This window comes from Acinetobacter sp. NigerLNRRAM0016, assembly GCF_054112845.1.
In genome coordinates this window covers 32,848-47,356 of the sequence record NZ_JBSYVT010000026.1, presented here as the reverse complement: position 1 = coordinate 47,356, position 14,509 = coordinate 32,848, and the positions used below count along the sequence as shown (strand labels likewise).

Sequence of the window (14,509 nt, the reverse complement as noted above, 5' to 3'; positions counted from 1 at the left end):
GATATTGCGTAGATGCCACTTTACCGTATTAACGGACAAGAATACTTTATCTGCCAACTCAATATCCGTACAGCCCTCGCTCACCTTAAGTAAAATTTGTAATTCACGCTTGGACAATAATTCAGCCTGAATTGCACTGACAGCTTCATCTTCATGAACAACTTCAGTTTGAGGAGTTGGACAAATTGAAGTGAGCACCTCAGCAAATGCCAAAATTGAATGCTCTTTCTTCGGTTTCGATTTCAAGATAAATTTAACGTAATCCGCTAACAACTGAAACAGCAATGGATGTTCGTCTAAAACAATACGCACTGCTTTGGTCGGCTCTAACAATACTAAAGCTTGCTCAAACCAATTAAACGCAACATCAATCTGCTTTAAACGGTAGTCTGCCAAAGCCAGTAACAACAGAATTCGAACTCGACGTAATGGATAAGTCATAATTCGGGCCAGCTCTTGCTCTAAAAATGCTTTGGCTTGCTGTTCATGCCCCATAAAAATCAATTGGCGATACAGGGCTAAATCATCTCCTGTAATCACATTGGAGATATTTAAGGTTTTCTCTAAATGCTTTTGGCATAACTGTTCCACTTCTTGTGCATCAGCATCCAGTAACTTGTGCTTTTTATCAAACCACTGATATTGTTCATAAATGCTTTGCACAGTGCGACTTAACCTAGGCATGACCCAATCATTGGTGCAAATTTGTGATTGAGTCAGACATGCCTGCTCTGCCTGTAGATTGCCTTGAATATGCGCCAGACGTAATAACAGCTCAAACCCGACAATCGCAAGGTCAGGAATAATCAGTTGCTCACCATTATGAAAATGCTGCAAGGTATTTTCAGCGAGTGAAATCTCGTTCAGATCATAATAGAGACTGGCTTTTACACTGCTGGTAATCATTTTAACAATTGGTCGGAGAAACTCATCTGAACTCAGTTTTAAATAATCATCACTTTTCCCGATATATTCGAGTTTGAGTAAAGCTTTATCCAGATTCCCCTCTAAATAATCACACAACGCCTCAATACAGTCAGTAATGATCAAACCGAAGACATTCCGCCCTTGTATATACGCTGCACGGGTCTGAATGATGATTTTTCTGGCTTCAGTGATTTTCCCCAGACAAATGTGATACAAAGCACCGATTCCAATTAAGGGTGCACGCACAAAATAAGAGGCTTCTTCTAGTTTTAAGACATTCTCTTGCGCCAATTCTGATGCTTTTTTAATGTCATCACTCATTAACGCAACCATAGGTGCCAGAGCCAACTGGTCGTCCCCAACGATGCTTTCACTCGAATCCACTTTGAGCCAAAGCTGTAAATAATGATTGCCAAGTAAATGCTGATGAGTAATGGTTAAGGACCAAATCACGTCATAGAGTAAAACTGCCCGTTGTGCCAATAGTGCATCTGGGATGAGTTTGACCAATTCCAATAGACTATAAAAACGCCCTTCCAAGACCAGATCACGGCTCACATCACTTAAAAGATCCAAGACCAGCATTTGATGTTCTGCCTGCTGGGCATGGTAAATGGCTTCCATTAAATAATGGCGCTGCTGATACCAGTAAGCTGCACGAAGATGCGCTGCTTTATACTGTTCTGGGTTTGAAACTTTAAACCGATTTTCGAGGAATTCACGGAATAAATGATGAATTCGATACCACGAGTTTTGTTCATCTAAAGCTTGCAGGAACAATCCTTTTTGAATCATGTTCTCTAGCAATTTAGCTGCGGCTGGGTTTTCTGCCACTTCTAGAATATTAGATAAGCTAATTTTTCTTAATACACTAATATTGAGCAGAAAATTTTGCATATCTTCTGGTAGCTGAATAAAAACCTGCTCACTCAAATAGTCGACAATTTGATTGTGGACACCACTTAAGCTTTCAATTACTGCACCAGCATCGTGATAATTTTTTAAATATAGATTCGTCAGTTGAATGCCAGTTAACCAGCCTTCCGTTTTTTCAATCAACTGCTCAGCTAAAGCAGGCGTCAAAGTCACATGATCAAAATTCTGTTGTTTTAAAAAATCAATAAGCTATGCGCTGTCTGAAGGTTTAATGCTTAAGTGAACTTCCGTCACCAACTTCAAGCGCCCCAACAGATATTCTTTAGCAAAACTCCAATTCGGTTTAACCCGTGATGAAATTACCAAATGACAATTTAAAGGTAAATATTGGTACAACCACCACAGAATATTTAAACACTCAGGGTTTTCGATGACTTCAAACTCATCGATAAAGAACACCGTTTCAGCACTCATATCTGAAACTTTATGGGTTAATTCAAGAATATTTTGCTTATGCACCTGACGATCAGGAATAGAACTCAGCTGATCTAAGCCTAAGAGTGCAACCCAAAGATATTGATAAAGTCGAATCGGGTCATTGTCATCGCTATCCAGTGTTAACCAGCTAATACGTTTGCCCTTGGCAATCAGTGCTTCACTTAGCTGATGCATTAATGTGGTTTTACCATAACCCGCTGCCGCATGGATAAAGACGAGAGAAGATTGGCAATAGTCCAGCATATGGCCTAACAACTCAGGACGTTGCATTGCCTTAGCGCTCACAATGCTTGGACGGCTGAGTTTAGTTTTTAATACTTTCATTTCAAATCATCCAATCTTTCTTATTTAATTCCATCAGCAAATTTCTACTCCTTGAAATTTAACAGCAAATTTACATACGCTTCAAATATATGTATTCCGCTAGTATAAAGCCGTCCCCAAATTAAAATAAGGCAAACAATCTCGTCATGTGAAATTGCATCATAATAAGGTTGAAAATATAGCTTAGATACAAACTAATCGAACAATAATCAAACAACCCTAAATCCATTCTTTTGAATGGTTTGCTAATTCTGAAACGTTGCTATGCTCAAGTACATGGAAATAGCAGATATTCGCTGATCTAAGCGTTCTGATATCTCACTCACAAATAAAGACATACATGGAGTTTGTCATGAGTATTGCACAATCAATTAAACATCAAGACCGTTTATTAACTATCAACATTAATGATGGCGAAATTCAAAACGCATTACCAGGCGTACATGTTACCCCTTGCTTCTTAGATCCAGACAATGGTACTTGGGTAATCCGTGCGCGTTTTGATGCTGGTGTAGTATTACCACGCCATTTCCACACTGGTGTTGTACATTTCTATACAACAGCGGGTTCGTGGCATTATGTCGAATATCCAGAAGATGTTCAAACTGCTGGTAGCTATTTATTTGAACCAGCTGGTTCTATCCATACCCTATCTACTCCTGAAGGTGCTGAAGGATTCATGGTGATTGAAGGCGCGAATGTAAACTTAAACGATGATGACACACTAATGTTCATCATGGACGCTGGTTGGATTGAGCGTACCCTTCATGCAGTTGCGCAACAAACAGGTCAAAAAATGCCTCGCTACATTAAGCCTGGTTCAGAAGTTGCATTTAACAACAAATAAGTTCATAAAAGACTTTTAGCGCCTGCTAAAAGTCTTTCTTTATTTTAATAAAAAACAGCTACCAAGGATGAATGAAATGTTTGGCAAAATGATGCATCAATCTTTGTTGATTAGTAATTTACTAGAGCACGCAGCAAAGTATCACTCCGACACCTCTGTCATTTCACGTGAAGTGAATGGTCAAATTACGACAACCAACTGGTTACAAGTTCAACAAAACAGTAAACGCTTAGCCAATGCTTTTACGACATTTGATCTTGAAGCGGGTGACCGTATTGCGACAATCGCTTGGAATAACCATCGTCATTTAGAAACTTGGTACGCAATTTCGGGCAGTGGTTATGTTTGTCATACCATTAACCCACGTCTTTTCCCTGAGCAACTGATCTTTATTATTAATGATGCTCAAGATAAAGCGATTTTCTTTGATTCAACGTTCCTCCCTTTAATCCTTGCTGTGCAAGGTAAGGTTCCGTCTGTTGAACGTTTCATCTGTTACGGTTCACACGATGAAAAAATCGTCGAAGCTTTACCAGATGTACTTTTCTATGATGAATTGATTCAACATCAATCTCCAGAATATAACTGGCCACAGTTTAGCGAAGAAACACCAAGCTCATTGTGCTACACCTCAGGTACGACTGGTAACCCGAAAGGCGTACTGTATAGCCACCGTTCTACGCTATTGCATACCATGGCAATTTGCTTACCAGACTGCCTGAATTTATCTGCGCGCGATATCGTGATGCCAGTGGTACCCATGTTCCATGTAAATGCTTGGGGCGTACCTTATGCAGCAGCAATGGCTGGCAGCACCATTGTACTTCCTGGTCCAAACTTAGATGGTGACAGCCTCGTTAGCCTCATTGATGACTACAAAGTAACTGTCGCTTTAGGTGTTCCGACCATCTGGCAAGGTCTATTGGCGGCGGCGAAAAAACGCGGCACCAAATTAGAAAGTATGAACCGAAATGTGGTGGGTGGTGCAGCTTGCCCTCCATCTATTATTCGAGAGTTCAAAAACAGTTACGACTGTGACACGATTCATGCTTGGGGTATGTCAGAGACTAGCCCAGTGGGTACAGTCAACCAGCCGAAAGCCAAACATTCTGCGTTAAATGAAGCTGAATATGAAAACCTTCGTTTAACTCAAGGTCGTCCTCCATTTGGCGTTGAATTACGTATTGTGGATGGTGATAACCTCGCTGCATTACCAAATGATGGTCACACTCAAGGTAACCTACAAGTTCGTGGTCCTTGGATTGTTGAAAACTACTTCAACCAAGAGAAAAGTGCACTGACTGCCGATGGTTGGTTCGATACAGGTGACATCGCAACCATTGATGCAGATGGCTATATGACCATTTGTGACCGTGCAAAAGATTTAATTAAGTCTGGCGGCGAATGGATTTCTTCTGTTGAAATTGAAAATATTGCAGTGGGTCATCCAGAAATTCGCATGGCTGCGGCAATTGCTGCTCGTCATCCAAAATGGGATGAGCGCCCAATTTTAATTGCAGTGAAACAAGAAGACTCTACGCTTTCTGAAGATGATGCGCGTGCATACTTTGAAAACAAACTTGCTCGCTGGCAGATTCCTGATGTCGTGATCTTTGTCGATGCACTTCCAATTAACGGTACAGGCAAAATTGTTAAAGCTGATTTACGCAAACAATTTGGTGATGTTCTGCTTAAAGACGAAGTTGTCTAATCACTGTAAATTTAATGTTGATCTGAGGACATTGCGATGAAAAATAATAGCTCAAAAACAGCATGGGTGACTGGCGGTAGTAGCGGTATTGGTCTTGAACTGACGAAACGTCTACTCAAAGACAAATATCAAGTGTGTATTTTTGCCCATGCAGGTATTGAACAAGCCGTTACTGAATTGCAAAAGCTCTCTCCTGCTGTATGTGGATTTGAACTTGATGTACAAAATGAAAGCACGATGGAAGCAAAATTTGCTGAAGCTGCTGCAACATTTGGTGCGCTTGATCTGTTAATCAACTCTGCGGGGATTAGTATTGCGAAGAACTTTGATGAAATGTCTTCGCAAGAATTTGAAAGACAGATCAACATTAACTTGGTAGGTAGCCGTAATGTAGCGCATGCTGCTTTACCACACTTACTGCAAGCAGTTCAGCAAGGTAAACGCCCTAAAATCGTGTTTATTGCTTCTGCTGCAGGTCTGGTTGGTTGCTATGGTTATACAGGCTACTGCGCATCTAAATTTGGTGTGATTGGTTTAGCCGAAGTATTACGTATGGAATTACGCAGCAAGAAAATTGATGTTGCTGTGGTTTGCCCACCTGAAGTCGATACACCATTAGTCACTGAAGAGCGTAAAGCAGGCTCACCTGTTACCGCGGCCTTGAAACAATTGGGTGGTGGCACCATGCCAGTCGACAAAGCCTGTAAAGAAATCTATGAAGGCATTTTCTCAAATGATTTCATGGTGATTATTGGTGCTCAGCTGCGCATTCTGACCAAACTTTCTCGTGTCTTGCCAGATCTTTATCGTAGCCAAATCGATAAAAAATTAGACAAGATCATCCAGAAATTTTCGTTATAAGACACGGGTTGATTCAGCTACACGGTAGCTGAATCAACCCCAAATAGAATAAAAAGCCCAATTCCTAAAATTCGGTTTTTTCACTGCAAACGGATTTGAACCTGTTCATGTAAGAACACTATTCATAGATTGCAGTAAAACAAAAAATTCATTCAGATTCAGCAATGCAACGGCCGCCTATTTCTTCAGAATGGGTGTTTAGATAACTAATGCCTAATTTTCATAAAAATTAGAAAATTAATTGTCCATGTGCCTGTTTCAGTGAAATTGAGGTCTCTGAATAAAGCTATTTATTACAACACTCATAAGGATAATGAGATGCAAAATAATTCGTCAAAAACAGCATGGGTTACGGGTGGCAGTAGCGGTATTGGTCTAGAACTGACTAAGCGCCTACTCCAAGACAACTATCAAGTCTGTATATTTGCCCACGCGGGTATCGAACAAGCTCTAAAAGACCTCCACAAATTGTCTCCTAAAGTTACTGGCTTCGAAGTTGATGTACAAAATGAAAGCACCATGGAAGAAAAATTTGCGGAAGCAGTGGCTACATTTGGTACACCTGATCTTGTGATTAACTCTGCTGGTATTGGTGTTGCAAAATCTTTTGAAGATATGACTTCAGAAGAATACCAACGTCAAATCAATATTAACCTTGTCGGTAGCCGCAATGTTGCACATGCTGCTTTGGCACACTTAAAACAAGCCGTTCAACAAAGCAAACGACCTAAATTAGTATTAATTGCTTCTGCAGCTGGTTTAGTAGGTTGCTATGGTTATGCAGGCTATTGTTCTTCTAAATTTGGCGTGGTTGGATTAGCCGAAGTATTGCGTATGGAATTACGTAGTCAGAAAATTGCTGTGGCTGTGGTTTGCCCTCCAGAAGTCGACACCCCATTTGTGACAGATGAACGTAAGAATGGTTCCCCAATTACGGCTGCATTAAAACAGTTGGGTGGTAGCATGCCTGTTGAGAAAGCATGTAAAGAAATTTACCAAGGTATTTTCTCGAAAGACTTTTTGATTATCCCTGGTACACAAGCACGTATTTTGACCAAACTTTCTCGCGTATTGCCAGATACTTACCGTAGTCAAATTGATAAAAAACTTGATCAAATTCTTGAGAAATTTGCATCCTAATCAGAATCATATTTCTGACAATAAAAAAACCGAATGCATTGCATTCGGTTTTTTTTATTGTGATGAACTTACATCTCTGCAATCACACCTAAAATGCCAGTAATAATCATATCAATCGCAATAGTACCAATCAGTAACGCAGATAATCGACCCACAATATCCACATAACGGTCTATATATTTGGCATGCTTATACCTGAGATGATCATGCGAAAACTTCATCAAAATCATTAAACTACAGGTTAGCGCCAAGGTCAGGAAAATCACCAGTGCAGCGCCACCGATGGGCAAAGACATGCCTGTTACCACGGCGGCACTAATCGTCCCCGGTCCAATCATAAAGGGCATGGCAATGGTACCTGCCAAATGTTCAGGTGCTCCCCGCATCTCCCCGATGGTGTCTGCCCCTTGAAACACATAGCGATAACCAATCACCAAGAAAATAAGCCCACCAAAAATTTGAAATGCCTCAAATCGCACATTCAAATATTTGCTGAAAATCGCTTCGCCACCCCATGCAAACAGCATAAATACCACATAAGCAATTAAACAGCCTTGAATCAGGGCTTTATTAAACACTTTGGCTTCTGAATTACGAATCATGCCAATCATGTAAATGCTCATGAGAAATGGATTGAGCAATGAAAAGAACAACGCAAAAGCATGTAAATATGAGGTATACATGGTGTCCCCCGATTAGCCTTGTGGGTCTGGAAATAAAGGACGATTTCCAGGACTGATTCGGTTTATATGTAAGAAGGTCATATGCCGTTCGTATCTGTCTAGAATATCATTAATGACTTGCTCTTTGGTGTAACCAACCAAATCGTTCCCTTGTGAGCCTTCATAAAGATATGTTTCCAAACGGAAATAAAAACGCTTACCTAACTTACCGCGTTCACTAAATGTGGGTGCGATATAACGTACAGGCCAGATCTGATAAACAAAGTTCTGTTCTTCTTCCAGATGAATAATCAGATCTAAATGATATAAAGTTGGATCTTGCTCTAATGCACTTTCCTGAACGTCAATATTCACGCCTCTTTTTTGCATTTCTTCTGCGACGGCCAGCACCGCGGGTCGGCAGATTTCATCCAGCATGCGTTTAGTATCGGTCGTTCCGGGGTGATGCATGACCCGTGACAAGCGTTTTTTCCAGTTCAGAATATCTACATTACCCACCACAGGTGCTGCATTCAAACTACTACTAGCTTGTCGATAATCTTCCAGCCTTAAAGATTTATATAGACCTGCCATCACCAAGAACATCACAAAGCTAAAAGGCAGCCCCATGATAATGGTGGCATTTTGCAAAGCGGTAATCCCATTGGTCATTAACATGGCCAAGGTCAACAAGCCAATGGCAATAGCCCAAAATACACTGAGCCAGCGCGGTGCATCATGGTCGACATTGGTAAATTGTGTGGTGAAATTCCCTAAGACCAAAGCCCCTGAATCGGCTGAAGTCACATAAAACAACAACCCAGTAATGGTTGCGACGCCTGCAATAAAAGGAAAATACGGATATTGAGCCAACAGGTCGTAGAAACCATGTGCTGGATTGGCAATGACGGTTTGAGCCAATGCCAGATTTCCATCAAAAATCACATTGTGTAATGCGCTATTTCCGAAAATTGACAGCCAAGTTAAGGTGAAAAATAGCGGGATGATTAAGGTACCGCTGACAAATTCACGAATGGTACGCCCTCGTGAAATACGCGCAAGGAAAAGTCCAACAAAAGGCGACCAAGCCACCCACCAAGCCCAGAAAAACAGCGTCCAACTGTTCATCCATTCTTTGGGTTGCTGAAAAGCAAAACTTTCCAAGGTCATACTTGGGAAACGACTAATATAATCGCCAATGTTTTGCACAAAAGTATTCAGCAAAAATTCAGTATTGCCGAGGAATAAAATAAATAGCATCAAACCCACGGATACATAAATATTCACTTCCGAGAGTATGCGCAGACCTTTATTGACACCCGAAGTTACCGAAATAATGGTCATCACCACAGCAACACCAATTAGGGCTGCCTGCATCCACAGATTTTCAGGTAAATCGAACAGTACATGTAAACCGTAATTCAGTTGCACTACACCAATACCGCAGGTGGTCGCAATACCGAAAATCGTCCCGATCACCGCGGCAGTATCCACACTATGTCCAATCGGACCATGAATTTTTTGACCAAAAATCGGATAAAGCGCGGAACGGATGGTGAGTGGCAAATTATAGCGATAACTGAAATATCCCAGTGCCATGCCAATCAAGGCGTACATGCACCATCCTGTCAGACCATAATGGAATAAAGTCCAGACCATACTCTGGCGTGCCGCTTCAAAGGTCTGCCCTTCACCTACAGGTGGATGCATATAATGGGATAAAGGTTCAGCGACCGAGAAGAACATCAAGTCGATGCCAATCCCTGCTGAAAACAGCATGGCAGACCAACTGAGTAAACTAAATTCGGGTTTGGAATGTTTGGGGCCAAGCTTAATATCGCCATAGCGTGAACAGGCAATAAAAATCACAAACACCATATACAGTGTGGCTGCCAGTAAATAGTACCAACTGAAGGTGGAACTGACCCATGCCAAAACTGCATTCAGCGTTTGATTGGCGAAGTCATTGAACAAAATGGTGGTAATCGAAAAAATTAAAATAATGAGAGCTGAAATATAAAAGACCACACCATTTAAACGGTCTTTTGGCGCTAATGTTTGATCATCAACTGCTCTTGGATTATCTGTTGCCATACAATCCTCAAGGAAGTAAATATAAGTTGAAAATCAATTTTTAAACTTCTCGCTGTCGAGAGCTTAAAAATCGACAAGTGCTATACGACAGTACTTTTGTCTCCGACAAAAATGCTATCTTCGTGTAACCGAATGCTTAGCCAGAATATAAAGATGTGTGGCAGTGTAACAAATTCCCTGAATTTGCCCTGCTTAGACAACCAATTCCAACATGAGAACGACATAAATAAACGGTTCTTCTCCTTAAACTCAATTTTTGTAGAGGCTTTTGAGTGTTGTATCCGATGCTTCAAGCAAGAACATAAAAAAATGCGCGTACTCTGCCACAGGTTCATTCAAAGCCAACTACAAAACTATCCATATGATAAATAAGCATTAATGCTTTAAAAATTGAGCACAAATTTTGCAAAGCTGCATTCAATTTAAACAACATGATACTTTTAATTGATTGAACGTTCAATCAATTAAAAGTATCATAAAAAAATGCTATGATGTTTTCCATGTCAATAATTGAATCTAACACCTTTAAATCTAAGGTAAATTTTCTGGATTATCATGAATAAACGTAGAGTAAAACCTGAGCATGAACGTCGTGAAGAAATCATTCGCGCAGCCTATGAGGTCATTTACGAGGTGGGTTTATCCAATACCACCATTGCTCAGATTGCAAAAAAAGCCCAACTTTCTACAGGCATTGTGAGCCATTATTTTGGTGATAAGCAGGGTCTGATTGAAAGCTGTATGCGACAAATGCTCTTTGTATTACGTGAAACGGCGGCAACCTACAAAGCCAAAGTTAGTCAGCCCACACCAGAAAATTTACTCAAGGCAATTATTGATGCCAACTTTGACATCAGTCAGGTGAATCAAACAGCGATGCGTGTCTGGTTAGATTTCTGGTCCGCCAGTATGCACATGCCTGATTTAGGTCGCTTGCAGCGAATAAACGACCAGCGTCTTTATTCAAATTTGAAATTTCATTTACTGCAGATGATGCCCAAAGACCAAGCCAGCCATGTCGCCAAAGGGCTTGCCGCTTTGATTGATGGTCTTTGGTTACGCGGCAGTTTAAGTGGTCATCAAGCATTTGATCGTGACTTGGCACGTTCTATTGCATACGACTATGTCGATATGCAACTTCGCTTAATACAACAGATACGGCAGGAACAGCAAAATGAATGATGCACAATTACATCAATTGTATATCCATGGACAGTATGTCAATGCCACCAGTGGTAAAACCTTCGACACAATTAATCCTGCAACAGGTCAAATCCTTGCTAGCGTTCAGCAAGCCGCTAAAGCCGATGTAGATGCGGCGGTAAAAAGTGCCCAACAAGGGCAACAAGTTTGGGCTGCCATGACGGCTGTTGAACGGGCACGTATTCTGCGTCGTGCCGTGGATATTTTACGTGAACGTAATGATGAGCTTGCCCGTCTAGAAACGCTCGATACGGGTAAAGCCTATAGCGAAACCTCCAGCGTCGACATTGTAACTGGCGCGGATGTTCTCGAATATTATGCAGGTCTTGCAACCGCGATTCAGGGCGAACAAGTGCCCCTTCGTGAAAGTAGTTTTTTCTATACTCGTCGAGAACCCTTAGGCGTTGTAGCGGGTATAGGCGCGTGGAACTACCCTATTCAAATTGCCCTATGGAAATCTGCACCTGCCTTAGCTGCGGGGAATGCCATGATTTTCAAACCCAGTGAAATTACGCCACTGACGGCCTTTAAGCTGGCTGAAATTTATACCGAAGCGGGTCTACCTGCTGGGGTCTTTAACGTGGTTCAAGGGCTTGGACATGAAGTGGGTCAATGGCTGACTGAGCATCCTGAAATCGCCAAAATCTCGTTTACAGGTGGTGTAGAAACAGGCAAAAAAGTCATGTCCAGTGCAGCCGCTTCCAGTTTAAAAGAAATCACCATGGAACTCGGTGGCAAGTCTCCGCTCATCATTTGCCCTGATGCCCATCTTGACCGCGCTGCGGACATTGCAGTGATGGCAAATTTCTTCAGTTCGGGTCAGGTGTGTACCAACGGTACACGGGTCTTTATTCCACGCAACCTGAAAACCGAGTTTGAACAGGCTGTACTCGAACGCGTTAAACGTATTCGTGTGGGCGACCCAATGCTGGCAGCAACCAATTTTGGTCCGCTCACCAGTTTCCCGCATATGGAAAAAGTCTTGTCTTATATTGAATTGGGCAAACAGCAAGGTGCGACACTTTTAATTGGGGGTGAACGAGCGACGTCTGCTGAACTGGCTCAGGGCGCTTATGTCATGCCAACTGTCTTTACGGACTGTCATGACGACATGCGGATTGTACAAGATGAAATCTTTGGACCAGTGATGAGTATTTTGACTTATGACAGCATTGAAGAAGCCATTCAACGTGCCAACCAGACCCTTTATGGTCTGGCAGCGGGAGTTGTAACACAAGATATCTCGCAGGCGCACCGCATTATTCACCAACTTGAAGCGGGTATTTGCTGGATTAATACGTGGGGCGAATCCCCTGCTGAAATGCCTGTTGGGGGATATAAACAATCTGGTGTGGGACGTGAAAACGGTTTGTCGACCCTGCAACATTACACCCGCATTAAATCCATTCAAGTCGAATTGGGCGATTATCACAGTATTTTCTAAACGCTAAATACTGAGCTTTATTCTTTATTTTTCTGTTTTTACATCCTCAACTCAACATGTCGCCACGCTCTGATCGGGCGTGGTACTGCCATAGAAAAAGGATCATTATGCATTCTACACACTACGATTATATTATTATTGGCGCTGGCTCTGCGGGCAATGTTCTTGCCGCACGTTTAACCGAAGATGCCGATGTCTCTGTTTTATTATTAGAAGCAGGCGGACCTGACTACCGACTCGATTTTCGTACCCAAATGCCTGCTGCATTGGCTTATCCACTGCAAGGGCGACGTTACAACTGGGCTTATTTAACTGACCCCGAACCACATATGAATAACCGCCGCATGGAATGTGGACGCGGCAAAGGCTTGGGTGGATCGTCGCTCATTAATGGCATGTGCTATATCCGTGGCAATGCCATGGACTTAGAACAATGGTCGACTTTAAAAGGTTTAGAAAACTGGAGCTATGCCGATTGCCTGCCGTACTATCGCAAAGCAGAAAGTCGCGATATTGGCGCCAATGACTACCACGGTGATCATGGACCTGTAAGCGTGGCGACACCGAAAGCCAATAATAATGAGCTGTTTCATGCCATGGTAGAAGCTGGCGTACAAGCAGGTTATCCACGTACAGATGATTTAAATGGCTATCAACAAGAAGGTTTTGGTCCTATGGATCGAACTGTCACGCCCAATGGTCGACGCGCCAGTACAGCGCGTGGATATCTAGATATGGCAAAGCAGCGTCCTAATTTGACCATTATGACGCATGCCACCACCAATAAAATTCTATTTAGTGGCAAACAAGCAATTGGCGTCGAATATCTGCAAGGTGCGAATCAGCAACAGTTACATCAGGTCTATGCCAATAAAGAAGTCTTGCTCTGTGCAGGCGCAATTGCATCACCGCAAATTTTACAACGTTCAGGTGTAGGCTCTAGCGAGTTACTGCGTGATTTAGAGATTGCACTTGTACATGATTTACCTGGTGTCGGGGAAAATTTACAAGACCATCTGGAAATGTACCTGCAATATAAATGCACAAAGCCTGTTTCGCTCTACCCCGCCTTGAAATGGTATAACCAGCCTGCCATTGGTGCAGAATGGTTATTCAATGGAACGGGGATTGGCGCCAGCAACCAATTTGAAGCGGGTGGTTTTATTCGCTCTTCCGATGAATTTGCTTGGCCAAATATTCAGTACCATTTCCTGCCTGTTGCGATTAACTACAATGGTAGCAATGCAGTCAAAGAGCATGGTTTTCAAGCCCACGTCGGTTCTATGCGCTCACCCTCGCGCGGGCGCATCAAACTGAAATCTAAAGATCCATTTGAACATCCAAGCATTCTGTTTAACTATATGTCCACAGAGCAAGATTGGCGCGAATTCCGCGATGCCATTCGGATTACGCGTGAAATTATGCAGCAACCTGCATTAGATCCTTATCGCGGTGAAGAAATCAGTCCAGGTAAACATTTAAGCAGTGATGCAGAATTGGATGACTTCGTACGTAATCATGCCGAAACGGCCTATCACCCTTCTTGTAGCTGCAAAATGGGCGAAGATGAAATGGCGGTGGTCGATGGTCAAGGACGTGTGCATGGTGTGCATAATTTACGTGTGGTTGATGCCTCTATTATGCCGCTGATTATCACAGGGAATTTAAATGCTACGACCATTATGATAGCCGAGAAAATTGCCGATCAAATTCGTGGTCGTCCAGCATTAGCGCGTTCTAATGCAGGTTTTTATCAAGCTCGTTCATCTGCATAATTTTCATACACTCATGATGTATCAGACCACATTATTGCGATGAATTAATATGGTCTTTTTAATTCCTTATATTTTTTAGGTATTATAATTAGATATATTTTGAATATATTTTCATTATTTAAATTGCTTATAATTTATCCATTATCA

General features: G+C 42.0%; 11 protein-coding genes. 7 read left to right on the top strand and 4 right to left on the bottom strand.

Features of this window, described 5'->3' with window-relative positions; translation table 11 throughout:
- Both ACWQ4X_RS14590 and ACWQ4X_RS14585 read right to left on the bottom strand, forming a co-directional pair.
- On the bottom strand, positions 1-2,016 hold a 2,016-nt coding region (locus ACWQ4X_RS14590), incomplete at its 3' end, for a LuxR C-terminal-related transcriptional regulator (RefSeq protein ID WP_457904136.1).
- A gap of 36 nt (positions 2,017-2,052) precedes the next feature.
- Positions 2,053-2,625, bottom strand: coding sequence for a hypothetical protein (locus ACWQ4X_RS14585; RefSeq protein ID WP_457904135.1), 573 nt, complete (start codon positions 2,623-2,625; stop codon positions 2,053-2,055).
- 352 nt (positions 2,626-2,977) lie between these two features.
- Between ACWQ4X_RS14585 and ACWQ4X_RS14580 the strand changes: the two genes are divergently transcribed.
- From ACWQ4X_RS14580 to ACWQ4X_RS14565, 4 genes are all read left to right on the top strand, one after another.
- The gene (locus tag ACWQ4X_RS14580) at positions 2,978-3,472 is read left to right on the top strand and encodes a 2,4'-dihydroxyacetophenone dioxygenase family protein (RefSeq protein WP_142769020.1); all 495 of its coding nucleotides are present in this window, start codon (positions 2,978-2,980) and stop codon (positions 3,470-3,472) included.
- Between the two features lie 76 nt (positions 3,473-3,548).
- Positions 3,549-5,183, top strand: a complete 1,635-nt coding sequence (locus ACWQ4X_RS14575) for a long-chain fatty acid--CoA ligase (protein ID WP_457904134.1) — start codon at positions 3,549-3,551, stop codon at positions 5,181-5,183.
- A 36-nt stretch (positions 5,184-5,219) separates the two neighbouring features.
- Positions 5,220-6,044, top strand: a complete 825-nt coding sequence (locus ACWQ4X_RS14570; RefSeq protein WP_457904133.1) for an SDR family NAD(P)-dependent oxidoreductase — start codon at positions 5,220-5,222, stop codon at positions 6,042-6,044.
- A 318-nt stretch (positions 6,045-6,362) separates the two neighbouring features.
- Positions 6,363-7,184: an SDR family NAD(P)-dependent oxidoreductase gene (locus tag ACWQ4X_RS14565; RefSeq protein ID WP_457904132.1), complete on the top strand. Its 822-nt coding sequence runs from the start codon at positions 6,363-6,365 to the stop codon at positions 7,182-7,184.
- Positions 7,185-7,252: 68 nt separating this feature from the next.
- Here the strand turns inward: ACWQ4X_RS14565 and ACWQ4X_RS14560 are convergent, their stop codons facing one another.
- Together ACWQ4X_RS14560 and ACWQ4X_RS14555 are read right to left on the bottom strand one after the other, a co-directional pair.
- Positions 7,253-7,867, bottom strand: a complete 615-nt coding sequence (locus ACWQ4X_RS14560) for a MarC family protein (RefSeq protein ID WP_100242664.1) — start codon at positions 7,865-7,867, stop codon at positions 7,253-7,255.
- Positions 7,868-7,879: 12 nt separating this feature from the next.
- Complete coding sequence (locus tag ACWQ4X_RS14555; RefSeq protein ID WP_100242665.1) at positions 7,880-9,940, bottom strand: choline transporter; 2,061 nt, start codon at positions 9,938-9,940, stop codon at positions 7,880-7,882.
- Between the two features lie 555 nt (positions 9,941-10,495).
- On the opposite strand from ACWQ4X_RS14555, the gene betI reads away from it, so the two are divergent.
- The 3 genes from betI to betA all read left to right on the top strand — a co-directional run bounded on the left by betI (position 10,496) and on the right by betA (position 14,362).
- Positions 10,496-11,122 carry a transcriptional regulator BetI gene (betI, locus tag ACWQ4X_RS14550; RefSeq protein WP_100242666.1) on the top strand — a complete coding sequence of 209 codons (627 nt, stop codon included), beginning with the start codon at positions 10,496-10,498 and terminating at the stop codon, positions 11,120-11,122.
- Positions 11,115-12,587 carry a betaine-aldehyde dehydrogenase gene (gene betB, locus ACWQ4X_RS14545; RefSeq protein ID WP_457904131.1) on the top strand — a complete coding sequence of 491 codons (1,473 nt, stop codon included), beginning with the start codon at positions 11,115-11,117 and terminating at the stop codon, positions 12,585-12,587. The genes betI and betB overlap by 8 nt, the downstream gene beginning before the upstream one ends.
- A 107-nt stretch (positions 12,588-12,694) precedes the next feature.
- Complete coding sequence (gene betA / locus ACWQ4X_RS14540; protein WP_457904130.1) at positions 12,695-14,362, top strand: choline dehydrogenase; 1,668 nt, start codon at positions 12,695-12,697, stop codon at positions 14,360-14,362.
- The last annotated feature ends 147 nt before the right edge of the window (positions 14,363-14,509 follow it).